This window comes from Halomonas sp. 3H (assembly GCF_024206005.1).
Classification (GTDB): domain Bacteria; phylum Pseudomonadota; class Gammaproteobacteria; order Pseudomonadales; family Halomonadaceae; genus Halomonas; species Halomonas campaniensis.
In genome coordinates this window covers 1,685,792-1,712,233 of the sequence record NZ_CP100360.1, presented here as the reverse complement: position 1 = coordinate 1,712,233, position 26,442 = coordinate 1,685,792, and the positions used below count along the sequence as shown (strand labels likewise).

Below are 26,442 nucleotides of genomic sequence, written 5' to 3'. Positions count from 1 at the left end.
CTAGTCCCCTTCGCGATGGCCCTGCCAGCCGACGCTCACGCTGCTCATCGGTCATGAGATCATGCATGCTTGTCACCTCGCTTGGCAGGAAGGCGATGAAGTGAGATGCCCGCGAGCACGCCGACCATGCCGACCATGTCAAACCACAGCCCCGGGGTGACCATTACGATGGCGCCTGCACCCACCAGAAGCCGAGGCAGCAGCTTCATGCTTTCCCCCAGCTGACCGATGGCCGCGACAGACAGAAAGCCGATTCCCAGCATCGCGCTCAACACGGCCAGGAGAATGGTCAACGGTTCACCCGCCAGCGTCAGCTCCGGGTTGAGGATGAACAGGAACGGGAGCAGGAAAAGGCTGCAGGCCAGGGTCAGCGCATAGCGAGCGGTGCCAAGGAAGGTTCCCCCACTGATGGCAATCGCGGCGAAGATCCCCGCGGCCACCGGCGGTGTGATCGCCGACACGCTGGCGAAGAAGTACAGGAACAGATGGGACGGGAGGCGCTCGAAGCCCAGGTTCAACAAGGGCGGAGCCAGCACCGCAGCCCCCACCGCGTAGGCTGCCGGCGTCGGCATGCCCATCCCGAGCACGATGGCTAGCGCCATGGTCAGCAGCAGCGAGACGATCAGGAAATCTCCACCGATGGACAGGATCACCTGCGACAGCGTGACGCCCAGTCCGGTCAGGTTGATGACCGAGACCATGACCTGGGCAGCGGCAATGATCATGGCAATGTAGACAACGCTGAGCGCTGCGCTGTAGAGCCCCTCGTAGGTCGCGCGAAGCAGGCCGACCAGACGCTGGCTGGTCGACGCTTCGTTCTGCCGGGGAGTCGGCGCCTCGAGCCCCGCCAGGTCCCATGATCGATCGCAGGCATCGCTATCCAGATGGCGTTGCGGGAGCAGCGAGTTGAGGAACATCATGATGATGATCGACATCAGTGACCAGAATACCGCCGTCTGGATCGTGTAGTGCTGCAGGATGAAGAACAGCAGCACCACGATCGGCACCAGAAGATTGGCCATCGCCCGCGGTTCGAAGGCCTCGCGTCGAGACGGAATCAGCTGCGCTGGCAGCGCCTCGAGACCGTATCGCCGAGCCATCAGATAGACCCCCAGGAGCAGTGCGGTGAAGAACAGCACCGAAGGCACCAGTGCGGCCTTTACCACCTCGAGATACGGAATTCCGAGCAGTTCCGCCATCAGGAAGGCCCCGGGCCCCATGATGGGTGGCATGATCTGGCCGCCGGTGGAAGCGACGGCCTCGATGGACCCCGCCAGATTGCGGTTGAAGCCCAGCCTGCGCATCAGTGGAATCGTCAGCACCCCGGTACTGGTCACGTTGGCCACGGTACTGCCGTTGATCATGCCCATGAAGGCGCTACCGATGACCGCGACCATCCCCGCACCGCCACGCATGCGCCCGCCCAGGCGCATGGCGATACGAATGAAGGTATCGCCGGCCCCGCTGACATTGAGCAGGGCACCCAGGATCAGGAACAGCGCTACCACCGTGGCAGAGATCCCCATCAGCGTGCCCAGCAGCCCGTTGTTGCCCAGGTAGAAGACGTAGATCATCCGCTCCAACGACAGCCCCCTGTGCCCGAACGGGCCCGGGAGGTAGGGACCAAAATAGGCGTAGCAGCAAAAAACCGTGATCAGTCCGACGAACATCCAGCCCAAGGTGCGTCGAACGGCCTCCAGCAACAACAGGAACAGGGTGACCCCGAAGAGCTTTTCGACTGCCTCGTTCACGTACCAGTTGCTCATCACGATGGCGTCATAATTGACGAACACGTAGCCAAGCAGCACCAGGCAGGCACAGGCACAAGGCAGGTCGATCAGGAAGAGCTGCAGGCGTGGAAAGCGAGCACGTCCCTGGTAAAGCAGAAACACGAAGAACAGCGCCCCACCCAGGTGGACGGCGCGCTGCTGATAGTTGGGGAGCGTGCCCACCCCAGCAGTGACGACGTGAAACAGGATCCATGCCAGCGCCAGGCTACCGACCAGCCAGCCGGCCACCCCGCTGAAGCGGCGAAGATGCGCGACGCGTTCATCCGAACTCATAGAAAAGGCCCCGACGGCTCGAGCTCACGGCAAACGGGCGGAGGAAAGCCCAGGGCTCTCCTCCGCCCACCATGCAACGGAATAGGGAAAAGTCTGCCAAGCAGAAACCTACTCGGCATACTCGGGCGGAATGAGACGGTCGGGGACGTCGTATCCCTGCTCTTCGAGGTAGCGAACCACTCCAGCATGCAGCGGTGCCACGCTCGCATTGAGGGTCAGCTGCAGCGGATCGATATCGGCCGCGGGGGCATAACCATCTGCCGCGGCCTGGATGCCCGGCTCCGAGAAGGCACGCGCCACGATGCCATAGGCGGCCTCTTCGGATAGGTCGCTGGTGGTGTTAATGCCGATGCCAGTCTGGATGGTCACCAGCGGGCTCTGCTGTTCGCCGTAGTGGTCCTTGGCATCGACCTCGCCGACGCTGAAGTAGGCCCGGGCGTCGGCGACCTGCTGCGCCTGTTCCTGGGTCATCGACAGCAGCCTGACCGGACGAGAGGAATGCGCCTGCTGAATGTAGCCATCGGGATGCAGGCCGGCCTTGACGAAGGCATCCAGGCGCCGGTTCTGATAGGCATCCAGTGCATCACTGGCGCCGGCACGGTAGTAGTCGGGCTCGATGCCAAGCACCTCCAGCACCGTCTCGGTCTGCCCTTCGGTGGCCGTTCCCCGGCCGCCGGAGTTGAAATCCTGCCCGGCCAGGTCTTCCAGCGAATGGATGTCGGAATCAGCCGATACGACCCAGTTGAGTGGCAGGGGTGCGAAGAAATACAGGGTTCGCAGGTTCTCTGCCGGTGAACCGTATTCACCTTCGCCCTGCATGGCCTGGTGATCCGACGAGGTCACCGCAATGCCCATGTCGACTTCGCCACGCAACAGCCCCTGGGTCGACGCCGAGGCGCCCCCCAACTCCTGAATGCTCATGTTGACGCCGTCAACGTTATCGTTCCAGTCGGATACAACGGCCACCTGGTAGGAGTAGAAGGCCGAACCGCTATGCGTGCCGCCCATGGCCATTCTTGCCTGGGCCTGGGCATCTTGCGGCACCAGCCCAACTGCCAGGATGCCGGCGGCGCCCAGGGTAAGGGCATGTCGCCCAAGGGGGAGCACGGGTTTAAAAATGGGATGCATTGTTATTGTCCTCGTGGCGTGTCGGTGATGCGTTGAGTTCCCGCCCTGGGAGTCGAGCCCGTCCTGGGTGTTGTTGTTCGCCAGGCTCAAGCCTCGGGGCCTGCCACCGGCATCGTTATCAGGTTTAGTACAAACCTAGCAGGTTTTCACGCCTGTGTAATACTATTCATCATCGTGAACAAGTTCGAGCATGGGCCCCAACGCTTTTGCAACTCCCCGATCATCCAGTAACCTGGCGTTGTGCGGAAGCGGCCAATGGCCAGGTGCGCCTTCAGCCGGGCGACGAGACAGCAAGGACGTGCAACCATGAAACACTCCCCCCACCGCCATGCCGATAACCACCCAGGGCCTCTCGGCCGGCCTGACAGCGTCAAGACGGCGGCCCGCACCTTGAGCCTCTTCGAGACCTTCGCCGAGGCCCAGACCCCCCTGCCACTCACGGATCTGGCCAAGCGCATCGACGCCCCCGTCAGCAGCTGCCATGCCCTGATCAAGACCCTGCAAGCGCTCGGTTACGTCTACGTGCTGGAGCAGAAGAAGCGTGTCTACCCGACGAAGCGGCTGCTGCAGGTCGCCCAGTCGATCGCCACCCATGACCCTCTACTAGAGAGCGCCTCTCCCCTGCTGCACGACCTACGGGATGAGCTGGGTGAGACGGTGATCCTCGGCAAGCGCCAGGGTGACGGGGTGGTCTACCTGGACATCATCGAAGGCACCCATACCGTGCGCTATGCGGCGACGCCGGGAGACGCCAAGCCACTGCACTCCAGCGCCATCGGCAAGGCCATGCTCGGCGAGGAACATGGCGAGCAACTGAAGCGCCTGCTGGAGCGCCTGACCATGCCTTCCGTGACCTCGAGCACGATCACCGACCGCGACCAGCTACTCGACGACATCCTCAATGGCCAGCGCCGTGGCTACTTCGTCACCCGCGGGGAGAACGTCGACGATGTAATGGCGCTCGCCATCGCGCGCCCGGTATTCGGTGAAACACTGGGGCTGGCCATCGCCGGCCCCATGGAGCGCATGTCCCGTCACTATGACCGCTATCGCGAGGCGCTGATGCGTCATGGCGACCGGCTTGCCGCCCTCTGAGATCTCGCCTCGGGCACCCGAACCGCACAACGCAGACAGAACAGCGCCAACAGTGATGCCAATCCCGGAAGCAGAAAGCCCAGCGCATAGCTGCCCCCCAGTGAAACGAAGACGCTGAACAGCGCCGGCCCGGTCAGCACCCCCATGTAGGTCAGTACCAGTACCGCGGCAGTGGCCTCGCTCACCTCTCCCTGAGGGCTTCGTCGTGCCACCTCGGACAGGTACACCCCATTCCAGCCTATCGCGGTAGCCCCCGCGGCACTCAGCAGCACGATCACCAGCCAGCTCGGTGTGCCGGGGCCCAGCAGCGAGACCGCCACAAAGACCGCCAGCATGGCGATGGCCAGACCGAACAGCACCGGCATGCTCTTGCCTAGCCGATCAGCCAGCATCCCCCAGCCGACGCGGCCAAACACCCCCGATGCATGTATGACCGACATGATCACCCCGGCTGTCACCAGGGTGATCAATAGCTCTTCCACCATGAACGCCACGGTAAAGCTCAACAGGGACAGCTGCGCCGCGGCCAGGCAGAAGCCGGTCATTCCCAGCCACAGAATCGGTGGACGCCGGTAGAGCACACCCAGGCTGCCGGCGCCCCGCAAACGCGCCTCCGGGACGCGATCACTGTCCCACTCGCGACGACGCAGCTGCAGTACCAGAGCGGTAACCAACGCGGCAAGACACAGGACCCCAAAGGCCACGTGCCAGCTCCAGGCCTGAGCCATTGACGGTGCCAGCGCACCCGACAGCACACCACCCAGCGGCACGCCGGACTGCTTGATGGAATAGAGCAGGTTGCGATGTTGCAGCGGCGTATAGCGAGCCAGGAGCTGCGCCGCCGCCGGATTGGTCAGTCCATAGGCCACGCCAAGCAACAACGTCGAAACCAGCAGGGTGGCCAGGGTTCCTGCCACCGCCACCGCACATCCTGTCATCACCAGCACCATGGCCACCTGGCTGGCCCGGCAGGCACCAAGGCGCTTCGCCAATGATCCTGCCTGCAATGACACCAGCATCGCCACCCCATAGAGCAGGCTCACCTGCATCCCCACCAGACCGGTGGGGACACCGAAATCGGCAGCGATCTGCGGCGCCAACACGGGTACCAGCAGCATGGCGGCACTGGTGAGCGCCTGGACCCAGGTGGTCGCGGCCACCACCACCCAAGCCTCCCCCCAAGGCTTGGCTGGCTGACCCGCCAGGGACTTCGGTGGTGGTGGTGAGAATTTCGACATGCCGCGCCTCCTGCCGCAGGGCTGACCTCCCTGAACGAGGTAACGTCCGGGGAACCATAACTTGACAGATAATTTCACATATAAGTATGTTTATTCACTATGCGGAAATTAACAACCACAACATCTTCCGTCGGAGCGCCTCCATGGCCGAACACCTCCTTGTCGACTCGCAAGGCCCTCTCCTGAGGATCACCATCCATCGCCCCGAGAAGCGCAATGCCCTGTCGCGGGCGGTACTCAGTGAGATCGCTGACGTCTTCACCGAATACGCCGCCGGGACCGAGTGGAAAGCCGTCGTGCTCACGGGTGCCGGTGACAAGAGCTTCGCGGCCGGTGGCGATCTGAAGGATCTGGCTCAGGTTCGCAGCGAAGCGCAAGCCGCCGAGATGAGCCATGAGGCAAGACGCGCCCTCGATGCAGTAAGTCACTTTCCGGTCCCGGTGATTGCCGCTCTCAACGGAGATGCGCTCGGCGGAGGCGCTGAACTCGCCGTGGCCTGTGACTTCATCGTCGCCCCGCCGACCAGCCGCATCGGCTTCATTCAGGGCAAGCTCAACATTTCCACCGCCTGGGGAGGTGGCGTTCGGCTTTTCCGTCGCCTGCCGCCACCGCTGGCATTGCGCCTGCTCACCCGCTCCGAGTTGCTCGACGCCCATGCCGCCGAGCGCATCGGCCTGATCGATCACGTGGCCCATGATGGGCAGACGCTAGAGCAGTGCGTTGAGAACTTCACACAGCCCATGCTCGCTCAGGCCCCACAGGTTCTCCGGGCTTTCAAGGCACTCGCGCTGGGGCATGCCGACGGTCTGTCGACAGAGGCGCTGGCCGATATCGAGACGCGCCACCTGGTTGCCACCTGGACCCATGACGATCACTGGGAAGCCGCCGACAAGATCCTGAAAGCGAGGAAGTCTTCATGAGCGATACCAACCGCACGCCGCCCATCCCGACACCGCGAACCGCCTCCGGCATCGAGATTCCCGAGCGGATCACGCCCGACATGCTTCACCATCCCGACCCCGGCAGCCCCGGTGAGCCCCCCTACACGCGAGGCATCTTCGCCAACGGCTACCGGGGGCGGCTATGGACCTTTCGCCAGTACTCGGGATTCGGCACCGCGGAAGACACCAACGCACGCTATCGCTTCCTGCTGGAGAGCGGCCAGACCGGGCTGTCGGTGGCGCTGGACCTGCCGACCCAGTGCGGGTTCGACCCCAACGACCCCATGGCGCGCTCCGAGGTGGGCAAGGTGGGCGTCTCGTTGTCCAACCTCGCCGAAGCGGAGATCCTGTTCGATGGCATCGACCTGGGGGGTATTTCGACCTCCTTCACCATCAACGGCACCGCGGCCATCGTCTATGCCATGTACTGCGCAGTGGCCGACAAGCAGGGGGTGCCACGCGAGAAACTTACCGGCACCATCCAGAACGACATTCTCAAGGAGTACGTGGCCCGCGGCACCTGGATCTTCCCGGTGCGGCCCTCGATGCGGTTGATCTCCGACACCATCCTGTTCTCGAACCGCGAGACCCCACGCTTCAACCCAATCAGCATCGCCGGCGCCCATGTGCGAGACGCCGGCGCCACTGCGGTGGAGGAACTCGGCTATACCCTGGCCAACGGCCTGGCTTACGTGGAAGAACTGATTCGGCGCGGCGGAAACGCCACCGAGTTCACCAACCGGCTGAGCTTCTTCTTCTATGTGCACATGGATTTCTTCGAGGAAATCTGCAAGTTCCGCGCGGCACGGCGGCTCTGGGCGACACTGCTCGAGGAGCGCTTCGGCATCACCGACCCCAAGGCGCAGCGTTTCCGGTTCGGGGTGGTCTGCGGAGGCTCCTCGCTGACCGCCGCCCAGCCTTACAACAACATCGTTCGCGTGGGCATCGAGACGCTGGCCGCCACCTTGGGTGGCGCACAGTCGGTATTCACCTGCGCCTACGACGAGGCCTTCCAGATCCCCACCGAGTTCAGCGCGGAAATCGCGCTGCGCACCCAGCAGATCATCGCTTACGAGAGCGGTATCTCGAAGATGGTGGACCCCCTGGGCGGCAGTCACTACGTGGAGTGGCTGACCGACAAGATGGAAGAGGAGACACGCCGAGTCATCGACGAGATCGACGAATACGGCGGTGTGGAGAAAGCGATTGAAGATGGCTACCTGCAGGCGCGTATCGCCGAGCGGGCCCATGAACGCAAGCAAAAGGTCGACAAGGGCGAGACGGTGATCGTCGGACAGAACTACTTCCGCCGCGACGACCAGACGGACGACTTCGGGGAAGTTTTCAAGGTGGACCCCCAGGCCGCGCAGCGAGTGCAGGAAAAGTATCAACGCCTGCTGGACGAACGCGATGCGTCGAAGGTGGAGCAGACGCTGAGGGCCCTCGAGAAAGCAGCAGCGCAGGATGACGAGAACCTCATGCCCTATCTCATCGACTGCTGTCATGCCTACGCCACGGTGGGCGAGATGGTCGCCACGCTCAAGTCGCAGTGGGGCGAGTTTCAGGAACCCATTCGACTGTGAGCCGACTATCCCCCGCCACCAGTGGAGACACCCCATGAGCTTGAAAGGCAAGAGAATCCTGATCGCCAAACCCGGCCTCGACGGCCATGACGTGGGCGCCAAGGTGATCGCCCTGGCGCTTCGAGATGCCGGCGCCGACGTCATCTATACCGGGCTGCGCAAGAGTTCGGAATACATCGCCAAGGTGGCGGTAGACGAGGACGTGGATGTCGTGGGACTGAGCATGCTGTCCGGCAGCCATATGGCACTGGTCAGCGACACCATGCGCTGCCTCGAAGCGTATGACGCCGGCGACATCAAGATCTTCGTCGGGGGCACCATTCCCGAAAAGGACCGAGAGGCGCTGCTGGAGGCCGGCGTGTGCGGCGTGTTCACCGCCGACATGCCGCTGGATGAAGTCATTCTTGCCATCGAGAGGGAGCTATCATGACACAGACGGCTACCCCCTCTGGCCCCCTCAGCGGGATTCGCATCCTCGAGGTCAGCCACATGCTGGCGGGCCCCTACTGTGGCATGTTGCTGGCCGACCTGGGTGCCGAAGTGATCAAGATCGAGGCTCCCGGCAAGGGGGACATCGGCCGCCAGATCGGCCCCCACTTCATCGGCCCCCACAACGCCTACTTTGCCAGCCTCAACCGCAACAAGCGCAGCGTCAGCCTTGATCTCACCAGCGAGGCAGGTCAACAGCGGCTGGGCGAGCTTGCGGCTAGCTCTCACGCCTTGATCACGAATGTTCGGCCCGCGGCAATCCGCAAGCTGGGGCTCACCTACGAGGCCCTGCGCCGACATAACGAGAAGATCGTCTGTCTTGCCCTGACAGGCTTCGGCCTCGATGGCCCTTTCGCCGAGAAACCCGCCTACGACTACGTCATTCAGGCCTTGGCCGGCGTCATGGCCATGACCGGTGATCCCGATGGACCGCCGGTAAAGACGGGCTACTCGGTCGTCGACAACTCCGCCGGGATCATGGGCGCGCTTGGCTTAGCCGCCAAGCTGGTCGAGGGCAAGGGCGGCCAGGTAGATGTCTCGCTCTACGACACCATGCTCTCTCAGCTCAACTACCTGGCTGGCGCCTATCTCAACGCTGGCCAGAAGGCACAGCGATATCCCGGTGGTGGGCATCCCTACATCGTACCGGCGCAGATCTTTCCCACCCGCGACGGACACCTGGCGTTGTTCATCACCCATGACGGCTTCTGGGCCGATTTCTGTCGGGAAATCGACCGCGAGGCGTGGATCACGGATCCGCGCTACGCCACCATGACCGCCCGGACCGCGAACCGCGAAGCGGTCATTGCTGACGTCCAGGCGGTGCTGGCCACGGGCTCCACCGACAGCTGGGTGACACGGCTCGCTCCGCTCGGCGTCGTCGTCGCCGGTGTGCAGAGCCTTGAGGACGCCCTTGAGTCAGAGCTAACCCGCTCCCGAGAGATGGTGGTCTCGGTACCTACGGCCCATGGCGAGATTCGCATGGTGGGTAACCCCATCAAGCTCCAGGGTCAGCCGACTCAATACGGTGCACCACCGCTGCTTGACGAGGATGCAGGCCAGCTAACGGAGTTGGGCTGGCGTATTGACCCTTCCAATAACGTCCGCGGAGGCTGACATCATGAGTGGTCTCGCCCCTCGCACGCGCCGCGCGCTCGGCCGAGAACTGACCCGCCTGTCCCAGGCCTCGGTGACCGAGAGCCTGACCTACCGAGCCCAGCGGCCGGAACCCTCCCTTGACACCTCGCGTATCGGTTTTACCGGGGCGCCGGGTGCCGGCAAGAGCACCCTGATCAGCCGTCTGGCCAAGTACCGACTGGCCGCATGCCGCGACCAGGGGGGCGTGGCCATCCTCGGCATCGACCCCACCAGCCCCCTCTCGGGCGGCTCGATTCTGGGCGACCGCATCCGCATGGATGCCATCGCCAATGAGCCGGACCTGTATATCCGCTCACTAGCCAGTCGCAGCTCCAACGACGGCCTCGCCGACAACGTACTGGACCTTCTGGAAGCCGTGGAGGGCTATGGGTTCAGCGAAGTGCTGCTGGAAACCGTCGGCGTCGGTCAGGCCGAGCATGCCATACGCCATTCGGTGGACACCCTGGTCATGGTGCTGCAGCCCAACGCCGGCGATGCGGTCCAGGCGATGAAGTCGGGGATTCTCGAACTGGCCGATATCTACGTGATCAACAAGGCCGACCTGCCCGGTGCCAAAAAGAGTGCGTCGGAGATTCGTGGCATCGTTCAGCGGTCGCAGCCTCAGGGAGCTTGGCACCCACCGGTGATCGAAGTCAGCCAGGCCGAGGAGAAAGGGCTGATGGCACTGGACTCGGCGGTGACAGAGCATCTCGCCTGGCAATCGGACCATCGCAATGCGGGCGAAACGCTTAGGCGGCGACGTCATTACCACGTCCAGTCGCTGATCGTTCGCCGCGTTTCCGAGCTACTGGATCACCACCCGCAGCTGCTCGATGCGCCGACGCTGCCAGAGGCCTATGCAGACATTTTGCGGACGCTCGCCCTGGACAGCCGGCAATGAAGCGCCGGCGGGAGGACATGGGATGGTAAAGCTCAACAAGATCTATACCCGCACCGGGGACAAGGGGCAAACCGGCCTCGGCGATGGCACCCGGGTACCGAAGCATGACCTGCAAGTGGCCGCCTACGGCACGGTGGACGAAGCCAATGCCGCGATCGGCCTGGCGCAGTGTTATTCAGAGGGTGACATGCACCGCCTGCTGGCCATTCTGCAGAATGACCTGTTCGATGTCGGTGCCGACCTCTGCACCCCCGAGCGGGAGGCGCCGCCCTACCCGCCCTTGCGGGTTAGCGCGTCGCAGGTGGAATTTCTCGAGGCGCGCATCGATGAGCTCAATGCGGACATGGCCAGCCTTCGCTCCTTCATCCTGCCCGGCGGCACGCCGCTGGCCGCTCACCTGCACATGGCTCGCACGATTACCCGCCGGGCCGAACGGCTGATCAGCCAGCTGCTGGAAGTGGCGCCGGCCCACTATGAGGCACTGCGCTACATGAACCGGCTCTCGGACCTGCTGTTCGTCGCAGCCCGCAAGGCCAATGCCAACGGCACTGATGACGTGCTCTGGGTACCGGGAGCCAACCGTTGACCCACCATGCCCGGGATCGGCGCCGGCCGAGGAAGAGACACACGCGCAAGGCAGCGCCACGTCATCTGCCGCGGCACTGCGAGGCATCGGTGTCGCGGGGTTCAAGCCCACCCACGGCACGCTGAGCGTCGCCGGCCATAAGGCGTTCACGCAGACCCGACCTGATGACCGGTGCTCGCCAGGCGGTAGAAGGCGCCATCGCCTGGCATAGGCAAGACGCGGAACCTGCCGGCCGAGCAGACCTGCATGCTCTGCCCGGTGTGCGGCGACCTGCGCATCAGCGAAATCGTCGATGTATCAAACGGGATGCCCCGTATTTCCGAGCTGGTCCATTGCATGAGATGTGACGGGGTCACTCCGTCTCGGCCACCACCAGCCGGTTGCGTCCGGCCGCCTTGGCGCGATAGAGCGCATCGTCGGCGCGTTGAAGTGCGCCGGCCAGCGCTTCGCCCGGGCGAACCAGGCTGGCCCCGACGCTGACCGTGATGCCGCCCTCCGACCGCTGCGTCCTCTCGGCCACCACCTCACGCAGGCGCGACGCAATGGTCACCAGGTCCTCCGGCCGACAGGGCATCAGCAGCACCAGGAACTCGTCACCTCCCCAGCGCGCCGCCTGATCATAGGGCCGCAGGCTGGTCTGCAGTACCTCGGCCACCTGGCAGAGCGCCTCATCGCCAGCGGCATGGCCCAACGTATCGTTGATCTCCTTGAACCGGTCAATATCAACCCAGACAAGCCCGAAGCACTCCCCGTCCCGGGTCGCGCGGGACGCCTGCTCCTCGAGCCGCTGGGTCATGCCGCGGCGATTGAGCAGCCCCGTCAGCACATCCACCCGGGCAAGCTCCTCAAGCTGCTCAGTACGTGCCTTGACCTGCGCCTCCAGCTCCCCGGTGTGACGGATGACCTCGCTGGCCATGTCTCGATAGTGGTTGATCAAGCGGCCCATCTCGCCGACGCCTCGAGGCAGGGCGACATCCTGACGGCCCTCACGCAGTCCCACCATGGCACGCTCCAGCGCCGCCATGGGGTTGAGCAGCAGGCGACGCAGCACCCAGTAGAACAGCAGCAGGCTCAACAGCATGAAGGCCATCATCAAGCCGATCGCAGGCGCGAAACTGGCCACGGGCATCACCTCATCGAGGTCCAGCAGCGTGATCTCGAACCAGCCGATGCTGGAGAGAAAGGCGATACCCACCAGGTGGCGCTTGCCGTCCACGGTCACGAAGTCGGTATAGACGAGAGGATTGTCGAGGGGGTTGTCGCGCATGGAGCGCATCCGGTCGAGCACTCGTTCGCCGTCCCGGGACAGGTCGAACAGCAGGTCCACGGTACGCTTCTGCCCTTCGGGTTTGACCAGGCTGGCAAAATCGATGAATCGTGGGTCACGGTAGAGCTGGATGGCGCCGTTATAATCGGCGAACACCGTGGTGATACCCTGCTGGTCGATGTCCACGATCTGCTCGAGGATGGTCTCGAGATTCATGCCGGTGCCCACCATCCCGAGAATGTCGCCATGCTCGTCGCGTATCAGCACATCGATCCACAGCTTGGTCACGCCCAGTTCCACGTCGGGATTGACGTTGAGGTGGAAGTCTCGCCCCTCCTCGATCAGCTGGTAGAACCACGCATCGGCCGGACGGTTGGCGCGCAGATGGTAGCGCAGCGGATCTTCCCCGAACTCATTGGCCGCGTTGTTGTGGTAGTAGCCGCCGCTCTCCAGCAGGGCCACGAAGTAGTTGCCATCGCGGAAGTTGCGACGAAAGCTCTCCATCTCACGAAACGCCCGTGCCTCAAGTTCCGGATCCTCGGGATGGTGTATCCAGCTGCGCAACACCTGAGAGTTGGCCAGCTGCTGGGCGAGCGCGATTTCACGCTGAAGGGGCTGCAACAGCCTGGCACTGTCGTATTGCACCTGAACCTCGGCGACCCGTCGCCCCCACTGTTCGACGATACGTTCGGCCATGTACTGAAAGCTGAGCCAGGCAAGCAGCGAGGCCCCCAGCATGAGCACAGCCGCCACCAGCATGAAGCGCAATTTCAGGCTCAAGGTGCTCTCCTTGATTGTTGGACGTCATCTGGCGGGCCCAGCCGGGGATCAGGCATGACACATCATCTTACCCTGATGGTTCCGTTGACTCGGTAATCCACCGTGACAACGCCGAGAGCGGCATCGGCCGGGCCAGCAGGAACCCCTGATAGATATCGCAGCCCCAGGCGTCAAGCTGCTGGCGCTGGGCCGGCGTCTCGACGCCCTCGGCCACGACCTCGAGCCCCAGGTGCCCCGCCATGGAGATCATGCCCTGCACGATAGCGGCGTCATGGGGGTTACTGGTGATCTCGGCAATGAAGCTGCGATCGATCTTCACCTTGCTGATCGGCAGATCACGCAGATAGCTCAGGCTGGAGAAACCGGTACCGAAGTCGTCGATGGAGACCCCGATCTGCATGCCCCTCAGCGCATGCAGGATATCGATGGCCGATTCGGTATTGTCCATCAGGATGCCCTCGGTCAGCTCCAGATCCAGCAGGTGCGCTGGCATGCCGGTCTGCTGCAGCACCTCGCGCAATGTCGCCAGGAAGTTCGGTCGGTGGAACTGCAGCGGTGACAGGTTGACCGCCACCCTCACCGTGCCGACGCCCTGCCGACCCAGCAGGACCATGTCGCAGCAGGCCCGCTCGAGCACCCAGCGGCTGAGCGGAATGATCTGGCCAGTGGACTCCGCCAGGGGAATGAAGACCTCCGGCGAGACATAGCCGCGATCCGGATGCTGCCATCGCAGCAGCGCCTCGACACCAGCCAGCGAGCCATCCCGCGCGATCAGTGGCTGATAGTGCAGCTCCAGGCCGCGAGCCTCGATGGCCTCCTGAAGCTCGTTGCGCAGCGCCACCCGCTCGCCCAGCTGCTCGGTGATCTCGTGGGTATACCAGTGATACGCGTTGCGGCCCTGCTGCTTGGCCTTGTACATGGCCATGTCGGCCTGCTGGATCAGCTCGCGGGGCTCATTCATCGCCGGGTTGCTCAGCGCGATGCCCACGCTGCAGGTCAGGTAGAGCTCATGGTCATCGACCCGATAGGGACGCGCGATGTCCTGCATCAGAGGTTCCACCAGACTCAGCACCTGTCCCTCGCGAGAGATATCGCGCATCAGCAGGACGAATTCGTCGCCGCCCATGCGCGCGACCGTATCTCCCGGTCGCACCGAGGCCTGAAGGCGCCGGGCGACCTCACGTAGCATATCGTCGCCCACCGCATGGCCCAGGGTGTCGTTGATCGGCTTGAAATCGTCGAGGTCGACGAAGAGCACTGCCAGCCGCGCGTCGAGGTGATTCATCAGCGCCACCTCCTGGGCCAGGCGCTCTTCGAAGCGACTACGGTTGATCAGGCCGGTCAGGGCATCATGGCTGGCGTGGTGGGCCAGCCGGGATTCATAGGCCTTCTGCTCCGACACGTCATGCTGCATGCCTACGAAATGGGTCACCTGGCCCCGGTCATCGCGCACCGGAGAGATGGAAAGCGCGTTCCAGAACGGCGTGCCGTCCTTGCGATAGTTGAGCAGCGTGACATGGACCTGGCTTTCCCCCCGTAGCTGCTCCCGGAGACGGGACACCTCCCCGGCGTCGGTGTCCGGTCCCTGCAGGAAGCGACAGTTTCGCCCCAGCGCCTCGTCGCTGGTGTAACCGCAGATTCGAGTAAAGGCGGGGTTGACGAAGATGATCGGCAGGTCCGGCTGCATCGCATCGGCGATCACCACTCCATTGATGCTGTCCTCGACGCTGCGCTCGAGCAGCCGGAGGGTGCGCCGGCTCTGGTGGCGCTCCACGGCCAGGGCCACCAGGTCGGCCGCCTTGCTCAGCAACAGACGCGATGCGACGCCGGGCGCCCCAGGCTCGGGCAGATAGCTCGCCAGGGTACCGAGCACCTTGCCATCACTGCCGAATACCGGAAATGACCAGCACGCCCGCAGCCCGTTGGACAGTGCCAGCCCCTGGTAGCCCTCCCAGCGCGGATCCTCCCCCAGGTCCTCGCAGATCACGGTATCGGCGAGCTGGGCCGCGCTGCCACAGGCGCCGATGCCGTCGCCGATCGGGAGCGTCGCGACAGCCTCCCGAAACGCCTCGGGGAGGCTATCGCCCGCCGCCAGCGCCAGGGCCGTACGCTTGTCATTGACCAGCATGATCGAGCAGAACGAACCCGGCACCTGCTGCTCCAGCATGCGGCAGATGGCCGACAGGATATCCGCCAGCGGCTCCTCGCGGAGGATCAGTGTCTGCACGGCCTGCTGCGCCTCGAGCTGCTGGCGGGCTTCACCGAGGGCACGCGTGCGCCCCAGCAGCTGGCCGGCGAGCGCCAGGCTGAACACCAGCATGCCGCTGAGGGTCAGCCCCCCGCTGGCGACCCCCACCGGCATGAGACCGGCCAGCAACCAGTCATGCTGGCTGCCCGGATAGGCCTCCAGCGTCAGCATGGGTCCGCCGGGCAGCCCGATATCACGCCGCTGCATCAGGTGATGCACGAAAGCGCTCTCTGCCTCCCCCGCGGCAAGCGTCGACTGGCGAAGCTCGGTCAACGTCTCGCCTTGACGCAGGACCACCACCCGATAGAGCCCCAGCTGCCACTGCAGCTCCTGGGACAGCAGCTCGGAGAGATCCACCAGCGACAGGAGCTGGTGGCCGCTGCTGGGAACGGCAACGGCCAGCAGTCCCATCCACGGGGCTTCGGGCGCGGCAAGCATGAGGCGCGGCTGACCGATATCCACCCTCAGCCACTCCTGCACCGACGCCTGCTCCACCTTCTCCACCAGCACCCGCTGGCTGGCGGCATCCCGTCCGCTGAGCCAGGCCCACTCGGCACCCGGCCGATAGAGCCCCACGGCCTTCAAGCTACTGACGTCGCGCAGATAGGCCATGAGGTCTCGCTGCAGCACCTGCGAGTCGAGTTCCCCATTGCCGGCATCCAGACGCTCGGCCATGCGGCGCATCAGGGCCAGCCGTGACATCATCGCCTGCTCGGCGTTGAACTGGATGTTATCCAGCAGGTAGGTCGCCTGGCGTTCCAGGGCCTCATCCTGCTGGGAGCTGAGCACGAACCAGGCCAGGCTGCTGGCCATGACGCCCACCAGACCGGTGATGACGGCATAGCGCCCCAGTTGCAGGGGCCGCTCGTCGCGCAGGGCCGCTACCATGATGCCAACGCCAAGCAGTCCGGCCACCACCAGCGCCACCAGCAGCGCCGGATCGAAGCGAGTCAGAAACCAGGGGCGGAGCACGGGGATCAGCGGCAACATCGCGACCCCACCGAGAACCGCCAGCACGCTCCCGAGGGACAGCCACAGCCGCCGCCAGGGCCCGCCGGACCGGCCGATGAGCAGAAACACCGCCACCGGCAACATCGCCACGGCGGGCAATATCGCCAGCCGCGATTCGATTCCGGCCGGCATGATGCCGATGGGGCTCAGCAGCGCATGGGCCAGGGTATGCAGCAACAGGACCATCAGCAGCCCGCCGGCCAACAGGCGGGCGCCCGACGACCCGGCGAGCAGGGCCATCAGACCCGCCCCCGCCAGCAGCATGGCCATGAAGCCGTCGGCCACCAGCAGCAGGTGCAGCGGCGAATAGACGAGCTCCATCCAGCCCAGCAGCAGTCCGTTGAGACCCACGATGATGAACGAGGCCGCCAGCAGCAGCAGCAGGCTGTCCAACATCAGATGACGTGTGGTAATCGGCATGACCCCTCCCTGGATCCCGCCCCTCGGCGCTAAGGTCGCCGTGATGACATCTTCTCTCGCCAGCACGATTGCCGGCCCTGACGACAGCAGCCCCTGATGAAGCTACCGCGAATACGGTTTCAGCGCACCATCACCGCCGTGGCAGGCGGGCCATCAACGTAGAAGCCGCCGCTTCGAGGGCTCGAAGCGGCGGCTTCTGGTCGGGGCCAACCTGACGACATCATGCCGAGGCAGGATCCGCGTCAGCTGGCCGTGGACGTCGACCGTGGGCGCATCGCAACGACCTTGGTATCCTCCGGCGCGGGAACGCGCATCTCGCTCCGAAACCCCTGCTGCTCCCACACCAGGTCGGCCAGCTCGCTCTGGGGGCGATAGCCCAGCGGGGCCTGCATCAGCAGATCGCGGATCCGCGGGGCATCGAAGATCAGGCAGGCGTCGAACAGCGACTCCAACAACCCTTCCATCTCGTTCCAGCCCAGAGAGATCTCGCTGGCGGTCATGATCCGCGGGTGGCGGGTGGCACTGACGTTCTCGCCGATCAGCAGCTCCTCGAAGAGCTTCTCGCCGGGGCGCAGGCCGGTGTAGCGAATCTCGATGTCGCCGGCGACCCGGTCGTTGTCGTCGATGCCCGGATAGCTGGGCTCCAGCCCCGAGAGGCGGATCAGATGACCGGCCAGCTGGGCGATCTTTACCGGCTCGCCCATGTCGAGCACGAAGACGTCGCCGCCGCGGGCCATGGCGCCCGCCTGGATCACCAGCTGGGCGGCCTCGGGAATGGTCATGAAGTAGCGCGTGATCTCGGGGTGGGTCACGGTCACCGGGCCGCCGGCAGCGATCTGGCGACGGAACAGCGGCACCACGGAGCCGCTGGAGCCCAGCACGTTGCCGAAGCGCACCATGCTGAAGCGGGTGGCGCTCTGGGCCCGCGCCATGGACTGGCAGACCAGCTCGGCCAGGCGCTTGCTCGCCCCCATCACATTGGTGGGTCGCACCGCCTTGTCGGTGGAAACCAGCACGAAGCTCTCCACCCCGGTCTCCACCGCCGCCCGGGCGGTTTCCAGGGTGCCCATCACGTTGTTGCGCAGCCCCTCCACCACGTTGTGCTCCACCATCGGCACATGCTTGTAGGCGGCGGCGTGATAGATCGTCTGCACCTTGAACGCATCAAGGATCTTCTGCACCCGGTTGCGGTGCTGCACCGAACCCAGCAGCGCCTTCACCGGGCAGGCGATCCCCTCCTCGCGGGCGATCTGCACAAGATCCTGCTCGATGCGGTAGAGGCTGAACTCGGAGAGCTCGAGCAGCAGCAGCTGCGCCGGGGCCTGGCGCAGGATCTGGCGGCACAGCTCGCTCCCGATGGAGCCGCCGGCACCGGTCACCATCACCACCTTGCCGGTGATGTTGGCGCCCATCAGCTCGGGCTCCGGCGGCACCGGGTCGCGGCCGAGCAGGTCCTCCACCGAGACATCGCGCAGGTCATTGATCTGGGCCCGGCCGGCCACCACGTCGGCCATGCCGGGAATGGTCTGCACCGGCACGTCCAGCGGTTCCAGGCGCTCGAGGATCTCGCGACGCCGCGCCCGCGTGGCGCTGGGGATGGCCAGCAGCACCTTCTCGACGCCGTAGTCGTCGATCAGCCGGCGGATATCGCCGGGCGCATAGACCTTAAGGCCCTGGATGAAGGCAGCCTCCAGTCCCGGGGCATCGTCCACGAAGCCCACTGGCTCGTATTCCGAACCGTGGCGAAGCGACACCACCAGCTGGCGGCCCGCCGCCCCGGCGCCGTAGACCACGACCCGCGTCTTGTAGCGCAGCTGGTTGCGCAGATAGAGCGCGCGCAGTGCAAAGCGCACGCCGCCGATGGTCAGCATCGCCAGCATGGCGTAGATGAACGGCACCGAGCGCGGCACCGGCAGGTTGAACAGGTAGTTCACCACCACCAGGGTGAGCGCGGAGCCGGCCACCCCGGCCAGTACCGCCTTCACCGCCTTCATGCTCATGTAGCGGATTACCGCGCGGTAGAAGCCCAGCCGAATGAAGATCGCCAGGCTTACCGGGATCATCACCGGCAGCACCGCCCAGACCTGCGGATCGCGGGCGAACGCCCAGCTGTCCAGGCGCAGCAGCATCGCCAGCAGGAAGCTCGCCACGATCAGCCCGGCATCCGCCAGCAGCTGGATCGCCCGCTTGTGCGGCCGGGGCAACCGGAACAGCGGTTGAAGAAAACTCATGAGCACAGGGTGAGACCTCTCATCCTTGAGGAAGGAGAAATACCAGAAGAAGGAGCGATTCTACCAGTCACCGGCCCGGGGTTCAGTTTCTTGAACCGAGCTGATTGCCGACAAGCGCTGTAAGACAGGGCTTACAACGAAAGCAAGTGGAGCCGGATGCTCAGCCGGGAGGCAACTCTAGAAGATTGAGAGATGATATCCCCCTTCCTCTGGCTACTTAGGAAGTAGCCACTGTGGCTACACCAAGGTTCCTTCCGGTGGGCACAGCCATATCGCACGCGATCCGAATGCCGACGAACCACGTTGTCCGGACTAGTCGAACAAGGCGATCTTGGCGCCTGTAACGCAGGCTGGAGACCACGTAATGCAGCTTTCACTACGCGATTGGCACCGAATCGAATAGTGCCTGTAGCGGCATCGGTCGAGCGAACAGATAGCCCTGAAGTAGATCACAGCCTCGCCGAACCAGATCCTGCTGCTGTGCCCTCTCCTCGATCCCCTCGGCGACCACGATTAGGTCCAGATGGTGCGCCATAGTGATGATGCCCTGCACGATGGCAGCATTGCTGCGGCTGGTCAGGATGTCTTGGATGAAGGCGCGGTCCAACTTGACCTTGTGGATCGGAAGGTCGCGGAGATAGCTAAGGCTGGAGAAGCCGGTGCCAAAGTCGTCCAGGGCAACGCGGACCCCCAGCGCCTTTAGCCGTTGAACCAGCGCAATTGCCTGATCGGCGCCGTCCAGCAGCACGCTCTCGGTGACCTCCAACTCCAGGAACTTACCAGGCATGCCCGACTGGGCCAGTGCTTGCTGCACCTCCTCCACAAAACCCTCGCGGCGGAACTGCAGCGAGGAGATGTTCACCGCCACCGGGACCACCGGGCCTCCCGCAGCATTGAGGGTAGCAAGATCTTCACACGCCCGGTGTAGCACCCAGCGCCCGAGCGGGATGATCTGCCCGGTCTGCTCGGCCAGGGGGATGAACATGCCGGGGGACAGCATACCCTTCTGGGGGTGGCGCCATCGGGCCAGCGCCTCGACACCGCGAATTCGCCCGCTGATGGCATCCACGATGGGCTGATAGTGCAGTTCGAACTGATCCTCACGCAGCGCGGTGTGCAGGTCATGACGCAGCAGCACGCTGTCTTCGGTGGTGGCTTGGCCATTGCCCCGGTACCAGTGCCAGGTGTTGCGTCCTTCCCGTTTGGCCCGGGCCATGGCCAGATCGGCGCGCTGCAGCAGCTCGTGGGCCTGTTCGGTGACGGGGCAGTTACAGGCGATGCCAATGCTGGCGGTGACATGCAGCGGCTTGCCCTCAATCAGGAAGGGGCGGTTCAGCGCCTCCAGAATACGCTCGGCCAGGGCGATAGCGTCCTGCTGACTCGCCAGGTTTGGCAGTAGCAGTACGAACTCGTCACCGGCCAGGCGAGCCAGACTGTCCCCCGACCCGATCAGGTGTGTCAGGCGTCCGGCGACCTCGCTCAGCACCCGGTTGCCGATGTGGTGGCCAAGGCCATCATTGACGGCCTTGAAGCCGTCGAGGTCCAGGTGCATGACCGCGAGTAGCCCTTGGGTCTGCTGGACCTGGGCAAAGGCGGCCGCCAGGCGTTCATCAAAGGCGGTACGATTGGGCAGGCCTGTCAGCAGGTCATGGGTCGCCTGATAGGCGATCTTCGCTTCATGGTCCCGTTGCCGGGTGATGTCTTGCTGGATGCCAACATAGTGGGTGCAGACGCCTTGTTCGTCGACCACCGGGCTCAGCGAGAGGTGGTTCCAGAAGGGGGTACCATCCTTGCGATAGTTGAGCAGGGTCACTTCATGGCGCTGCCGGGCGGCAATCGCCTGGCGAATCGTGGTCACCGCCGTGGGGTTGGTATCGGGCCCCTGCAGGAAGCGGCAGTTACGTCCCAGCACCTCATCGGGGACATAGCCGGTCAGCGCACAGAAAGCCTCGTTGGCATACACCAGCGGCATATCCGGCTGGGTGGCATCCGCCATCAGCACCCCGTTGGGCGTGGCCTCGATACCTCGTTCCAGCAGATGCCGTGCGGCATCTTGGCGCTTGCGCTCGGTGATATCACGACAGATGCCGTAGACCCCGACGACCTCGCCGTCGAGGGTCACCGGGAAGTTGATGATCTCCAGGTGGTAGGGGTGGCCATCGCGGTGGGAGCCCATGGTCTCGTACTGACGTGAGCCCCCCTCCCTCGCGGCATCGAAGCCGGCCTGGGTCACCGCCCAGTAGTCGGGTTCGATGAACTCGTTGAAGTGGCGCCCGATCAAGGCGGCTTCCGGATAGCCGGTGATCCTGCTGAGGGCGACGTTGCCGCGTTGGAAATGCCCTTCCAGGTCAAATTCATAGACGCCATCCGGGTGGTTCACAAACAGCGAGCGGTGCCATTCGGAGAGGGCCCGATGGCGGGAAGTGTCGCGATCGCGGATCAGCGCCAGAGCGACCAGGGCCGCAGCCTGCTTCAGCCGCCGTTTGCTGGTGTCCGAGGGATAGCAGGGCTCTCGGTAGTAGGTGCCGAAGGTGCCGAGAAGCTCGGCGTCGGTGGTCATCACCGGACTCGACCAACAGGCGTTCAGGCCTTCGCGACCTGCCGCCTCACAGAACCGAGTCCAGCGCGGATCGCTGGCAATGTCCTCGGTTACCACCAGCTCACGCTGGAAGGCGGCGCAGCCGAAGGAGGCCGAGTCTGGCCCGATCGGCACCTGCTGCAGGCGTGCCTGGTAGGCCTCGGAGAGCACGGGATTGGGATAGAGGTTCAGCGTCTGGCTGGCCGGATCGAAGCGCATGAAGGCGACGATGGCATCGGGCAGCATCGCCGTAATCCAGCGACCGATGGCCGCCAGCGTCTGCTCCAGAGGTGCCTGCCGAGCGATCAGCTCATGCACCTCCTGCTGGGTTTCCATGAGCGTAAGTTCATTGAGCACTCGCGTGCCTCCCTGCACGACATCGTTATCCTGCTTCCATTCAGCAGGGTCGATAGTGAGATATCGGCGCGCGATGGGCAAGAGGGGAGTATCCATTGACCACACCGCTGCTCGAGTTGGATGGCGTTGCCGAGGCGATTGCCTGATACTGCACGCGACGACGCAGCGGCAGCCGATGCCAGGTGTTGACTTGCCTTTCAGGCCGTCGACGCGCGCTCTTCGTTATTGGACCCTTTTGAGAGTCTGTCATTGATGCTGACATCGCTCTGGGCTCGCCTGGTGGCGGCCATCCTCGTTCCGGTGGTGCTGGTGAGCACACTGCTCTACCCGATCTTCCGGGCTCATCGGCACCATCGGGCCGAGGAGCTGCGCGTGATGGCGGAAACCACCCTCGAGATTGAGTCCGGGGTGCTGCACCTGGGCATGAACGAGAGCCTCTATCCACTGCTGGCCATCGCCCTGCTCTACCTGCTGTCGGTCACCTTCGCGGTCTTCTGGGTGCTGAGCCATCATCGTCAACGCGAACTGCGCAAGCGCGCGCTGCTGCTGTCCCGTGAAGCCCGCCAGTACGCCGGTGAGGTCCAGGATCTCTACGAGAATGCCCCCTGTGGCTACCACTCGCTGGACGCCGAGGGAAGGGTGATCAAGATCAATCGCACCGAGCTCGACTGGCTGGGCTATCGCGCCGACGAGGTCATCGGCCAGCGCCACTATCGGGACTTCATCACCCCCGAGACCCGTGGCGCCTTCGATACCGCCTTCCAGCAGGTGCTGGGCCAGGCGCAGGAAGGGGCCGCCGAATGCGAGTTGCTGTGTCGCGATGGCACCACCCTGCCGGTGGCGATTCAGGCCACCGCCCAGGTCACCGACGACGGGTTTCAGTACACCCGCGCTACCGTCTTCGACCTCAGCGAGCGCAAACAGCTGGAGGCACGCCTGGAACGGCAGGCCCTGACCGACCCGCTGACCGGGCTGGGCAACAGGCGCTACCTGGAGGGCCAGGCCGCGCTGGAAATCGCCCGGTCTCGGCGTAGCGGAACCCCACTCTGCCTGATTGCCGTCGACCTGGACCACTTCAAGCGCATCAACGACACACACGGCCACGACGTCGGCGACCTGGTGCTGCAGGCCTTCGCCGGCACGGCACGCCATCAGCTTCGCGACGGTGATGTGCTGTGCCGCATGGGCGGCGAGGAATTTGCCGTCCTGCTGCCCGACACGACCCGCGAGCAGGCCATGCAGGTCGCCGAACGCCTGCGCCAGGCGGTGGAGGCCAGCCCGGCCGAAGTCGGGCACGAAGTCGTCGAAGGGGGCCGGCTCGCCTACTCCGCCTCGCTGGGCGTGACGCTGGTCAGCACGGGTGAGCAGTCACTGAAACCCGCCATTAAACGCGCTGACCGGGGGCTCTACGCCGCCAAGGAAGCAGGACGAAACCGGGCGCTGTGGCAGGCGCCCCACGAGGATGCTCGCCTTTAGTGGCAGGGCATGCCGGGAGAGCCTCAGGGGAGTGAAGCAAACCAGTTGAAACACAGTCGGGAGCGCAAGGGCGGGCATGGCTAATTCCCGACCAGGACACTCACCAGCTTGCCAGGCAGGCTCATGCGGCTCACCTGGCCTACCTTGAGCAAATCTCGAGTTAACGTCTCGACATAGGTCTTGAAGACCGGCGCCAGGTGAGGGTCATGCAGATCACCTATGCGGTCTGGCGCCTCAGGGTCTCGGCCCTGGACCCGCCATTCGATCACAGGATTGTTGCGCAGTACCGACTGCTGGGTACTGATCAAGGCCCGAAACCCCCTCACGGCCGCTTCCTCAGGCTGAAGATAGACATCCTCACGGGCATTGCCGATCAACTGTTGAGCCAACGGCACCCGCCCCCTACTCCCCGAGCGTCCCATGTTCAGCCCAAGGTGTTCACTACCAAGCTGGCCATCGGTGAGCAATGATTCAAAAGGAAAGTCTCGCCAGGTGGCACCCAGCAACTCCGGCTTACCATGTGTCACCTGCTCCTCTCTCAGCAGGGTGTCGTCGACTACCGAGTAGAGCAGTGTCTGGCCGCTCGTCAGTGCCTTGGAGGCTGCCAGATGGTCGACGTGCTCACACAAGGGGGCGCACCAGGGCGCCTCGAGACTGGTCAGTGCATCTTCATAAGCCCTGGCGATCTGGCGCCGGGCGACATCAGCAGATTTCATTCGCCTGCCACCGCCCACCCGCTCATCACGGGGAAGCCGATGGCTCGCAATCGCCACCTGCCCAATATGCAGCTCCCCTTGGTGCCACCAGAACTCCATGATGGCAGCTCGTGCCGGCGCACCACGGTGCGACAGTGCTTTCAGGCACACGTAGTGCTTGTCGCTTGGGCGCATGGCGATCAGTCCCGCATCCTGTGCAACGCCAGGTGGCTGATGTCGCACGACAAACGCGCGCCGCACTCCCAGCCCCTGCTTCAGGCGGAGCTCTTGGATGATTTCTCGCAGCTTGTGCGCCAGCAGCGACTTCTCCACCACCACTCCCTCACTGAGCGCATCCACCATGTCAAGGGTGAGATTCAGCCCTTGGATCGGCCGCCAGGCGGACCATACCGCGTCGTGAATCTCAAGCTTCAGGGTCGTATAAGGGTCAAAGGTCAATGCAGCCCCCCTGCCCCGCTCCCGCTCAAGTTCGCGAACCGCCAGGGCATGAGAAAACCCGACCAGCGGTTTCCTCCCTTGCCCTCTGGTTAATTCGTACCAGGCACTCGAAGGGCGCTGAGCCCCCGAGGACGTGCGAAGCGTCTCCGGCAACTGCACGTAGAGCACAGGGTTCGCCGCCACTGTCTCTTCGAGGGTGTCAACCACTCGCCAATTAAGCTCAGTTGCAGAACCACCAGCCGCCACTTTCTGCTCCAGCGCCTGGATCAATCCATCGTGCAGGCGTGGCCAACGCGAATCTCGCCGGAGCTCTGGTGAATACACAATCTGCAGGTCAGTGACCGGAACGTCTCGGAAGGCTGGCTGCTGCGTCCCTGCTTTTCGAATCGCCACCTGGGTGACTTGAGTTGGCTGGAATCGCTCGGACTTCCATTCAACATCCTCTCCCAGCTCATCAAGAAAGGCCTCGACGAGATCCATGCCGCGATTCTTGAGCACCAACCCGCTGTTCATGACGCGTCTCGTCTGGTCGTCCTGCCACGCCGCCGCCGCTTCTGGATCCACACCGCGCGTCCGTACCCTGTGCTCCAGTCGCGACTGGCGCGATCCCGACAGGAAATAGAAGAACTCCATCTGGCTGCCGAACCGGGTGGCATTCAACTTGTAACGGCGTGCCAGACATAGGCTGTGCACCGCCACCGCCCTCGACCCCAGCCGATACGGCGCCTCTGACAGGGCATCCGCCAGCTCGGCTGGTAGTCGCTGCACTCGCCGGGGCATTTCAACAACCAGCCGGCCTCGAGCATCGAGTTCAAGGCGTACCTCGTAGCCCCTCAGAACGCCCGCACCATCCCTCGAGCGATCAAGCGAGGCCTGCAGCAACACCGCCTCACCCAGCAGCAGCCCCATATCATGATCCCGAGCATCCCCATCGAGACCGGCCCGCCGCAGCGAGACTCGGAACGCCAGCGTCATGAGTCTTACCAGTGCGATCTTGCCTTGCATCCCGCGCCTACCGCCCCACTCATGAATCTGGTTGTCATAAACCCACTTGCGCCACTGAGGCGCTCCATCCATCTTTGTGGCTTGCCTCCAGAGCGTGTCCATCGGCTGATCCGGCCGATGCCCCCCGAAGATCCCCATGACACTGGCGGCTCTATCTTGAGGCCGGTTCCCCCACATACCGACATCCAGCACGCAGGCGAAACGTAGTGAGCGCGCCTGTGTGCGCCCATATCCATGAGTCAGGGCAATCAGCCGAGTGGCCCTGGCAGCAGCCATACGACCCAAGCGTGCCCCCGAAATGGTATCGCTAATGGGGTCAACCCATGCAGCGTCCCAGTCCAGTGACTCAGCACCCATCACATCGCCACTGCCCAACTCCAACTGCTCCGCCACTTCAGCGCCCGATAACTGCGACGCCAGCCGACTAGAAGCGCGCGTCTCCCCCACGCTCACCGCCAACGGATCGTCGCCGCCCTCTTCCTCCTGACGCGCGGCCTGTTCAGGCGCGTCCGGGTCCACATCCACCTCACCGGGAATCGCCTGCTCTTCGGGATACAGCAGCGGCACAATTGCCAGTGATTCGCCAGGCAACAGTTGCGCATGGCAGTAGGAGAGGAGCCGCTCGGCCAGCTGTGCAGCACGATCGCCGGCGCCAGGGCGATGCGGATCCAAGCCAAGGTCGATGACATTGGTCCGCAGGTCCATCCTGGGGGATGAAATGGGCGCTGACGACGTCATGGTATCCTCCGATAAG

Annotated in this window: 16 protein-coding genes; 8 read left to right on the top strand and 8 right to left on the bottom strand. The window is 64.1% G+C overall.

Features of this window, described 5'->3' with window-relative positions:
• Positions 1–59: 59 nt before the first annotated feature.
• Positions 60–2,063: a TRAP transporter fused permease subunit gene (locus NFC98_RS07940; RefSeq protein WP_254277543.1), complete on the bottom strand. Its 2,004-nt coding sequence runs from the start codon at positions 2,061–2,063 to the stop codon at positions 60–62.
• Between the two features lie 108 nt (positions 2,064–2,171).
• Entirely contained in the window at positions 2,172–3,191 is a 1,020-nt protein-coding gene (locus NFC98_RS07935) for a TAXI family TRAP transporter solute-binding subunit (protein WP_254277542.1), read from the bottom strand.
• Between the two features lie 306 nt (positions 3,192–3,497).
• On the opposite strand from NFC98_RS07935, the gene NFC98_RS07930 reads away from it, so the two are divergent.
• Positions 3,498–4,286, top strand: coding sequence for an IclR family transcriptional regulator (locus tag NFC98_RS07930; RefSeq protein ID WP_254277541.1), 789 nt, complete (start codon positions 3,498–3,500; stop codon positions 4,284–4,286).
• On the opposite strand, the gene NFC98_RS07925 is transcribed toward NFC98_RS07930, so the two are convergent.
• Positions 4,259–5,524 (bottom strand): MFS transporter, encoded by a 1,266-nt coding sequence (locus NFC98_RS07925; protein ID WP_254277540.1) that lies wholly within the window; start codon positions 5,522–5,524, stop codon positions 4,259–4,261. The genes NFC98_RS07930 and NFC98_RS07925 overlap by 28 nt on opposite strands.
• A 143-nt stretch (positions 5,525–5,667) precedes the next feature.
• Here NFC98_RS07925 and NFC98_RS07920 point away from each other — a divergent pair, with 143 nt between their 5' ends.
• The 6 genes from NFC98_RS07920 to NFC98_RS07895 are packed head-to-tail and all read left to right on the top strand — an operon-like array spanning position 5,668 to position 11,161.
• Entirely contained in the window at positions 5,668–6,444 is a 777-nt protein-coding gene (locus tag NFC98_RS07920) for an enoyl-CoA hydratase/isomerase family protein (protein WP_254277539.1), read from the top strand.
• Complete coding sequence (locus NFC98_RS07915; protein ID WP_254277538.1) at positions 6,441–8,048, top strand: methylmalonyl-CoA mutase; 1,608 nt, start codon at positions 6,441–6,443, stop codon at positions 8,046–8,048. Before NFC98_RS07920 ends, NFC98_RS07915 begins: the two co-directional genes overlap by 4 nt.
• Positions 8,049–8,082: 34 nt before the next feature.
• Entirely contained in the window at positions 8,083–8,478 is a 396-nt protein-coding gene (locus NFC98_RS07910; RefSeq protein WP_254277537.1) for a cobalamin-dependent protein, read from the top strand.
• Positions 8,475–9,653, top strand: coding sequence for a CaiB/BaiF CoA-transferase family protein (locus NFC98_RS07905; RefSeq protein ID WP_254277536.1), 1,179 nt, complete (start codon positions 8,475–8,477; stop codon positions 9,651–9,653). Before NFC98_RS07910 ends, NFC98_RS07905 begins: the two co-directional genes overlap by 4 nt.
• Positions 9,654–9,657: 4 nt before the next feature.
• Positions 9,658–10,575, top strand: coding sequence for an ArgK/MeaB family GTPase (locus NFC98_RS07900; protein ID WP_254277535.1), 918 nt, complete (start codon positions 9,658–9,660; stop codon positions 10,573–10,575).
• A gap of 22 nt (positions 10,576–10,597) precedes the next feature.
• On the top strand, positions 10,598–11,161 hold the full coding sequence (locus NFC98_RS07895) for a cob(I)yrinic acid a,c-diamide adenosyltransferase (protein ID WP_254277534.1): 564 nt from the start codon (positions 10,598–10,600) through the stop codon (positions 11,159–11,161).
• 352 nt (positions 11,162–11,513) lie between these two features.
• Here the strand turns inward: NFC98_RS07895 and NFC98_RS07890 are convergent, their stop codons facing one another.
• The 4 genes from NFC98_RS07890 to NFC98_RS07875 all read right to left on the bottom strand — a co-directional run bounded on the left by NFC98_RS07890 (position 11,514) and on the right by NFC98_RS07875 (position 22,149).
• Positions 11,514–13,208, bottom strand: coding sequence for a diguanylate cyclase (locus NFC98_RS07890; RefSeq protein WP_254277533.1), 1,695 nt, complete (start codon positions 13,206–13,208; stop codon positions 11,514–11,516).
• Positions 13,209–13,275: 67 nt separating this feature from the next.
• Positions 13,276–16,887: a bifunctional diguanylate cyclase/phosphodiesterase gene (locus tag NFC98_RS07885; protein WP_254277532.1), complete on the bottom strand. Its 3,612-nt coding sequence runs from the start codon at positions 16,885–16,887 to the stop codon at positions 13,276–13,278.
• Positions 16,888–17,129: 242 nt separating this feature from the next.
• Positions 17,130–19,118, bottom strand: coding sequence for a nucleoside-diphosphate sugar epimerase/dehydratase (locus NFC98_RS07880; protein ID WP_254277531.1), 1,989 nt, complete (start codon positions 19,116–19,118; stop codon positions 17,130–17,132).
• A 376-nt stretch (positions 19,119–19,494) separates the two neighbouring features.
• Positions 19,495–22,149, bottom strand: coding sequence for an EAL domain-containing protein (locus NFC98_RS07875; RefSeq protein WP_254277530.1), 2,655 nt, complete (start codon positions 22,147–22,149; stop codon positions 19,495–19,497).
• A 156-nt stretch (positions 22,150–22,305) separates the two neighbouring features.
• On the opposite strand from NFC98_RS07875, the gene NFC98_RS07870 reads away from it, so the two are divergent.
• Positions 22,306–23,529 carry a sensor domain-containing diguanylate cyclase gene (locus NFC98_RS07870; protein WP_254277529.1) on the top strand — a complete coding sequence of 408 codons (1,224 nt, stop codon included), beginning with the start codon at positions 22,306–22,308 and terminating at the stop codon, positions 23,527–23,529.
• Between the two features lie 80 nt (positions 23,530–23,609).
• On the opposite strand, the gene NFC98_RS07865 is transcribed toward NFC98_RS07870, so the two are convergent.
• Positions 23,610–26,426 (bottom strand): hypothetical protein, encoded by a 2,817-nt coding sequence (locus NFC98_RS07865; RefSeq protein ID WP_254277528.1) that lies wholly within the window; start codon positions 26,424–26,426, stop codon positions 23,610–23,612.
• Between the last annotated feature and the right edge of the window lie 16 nt (positions 26,427–26,442).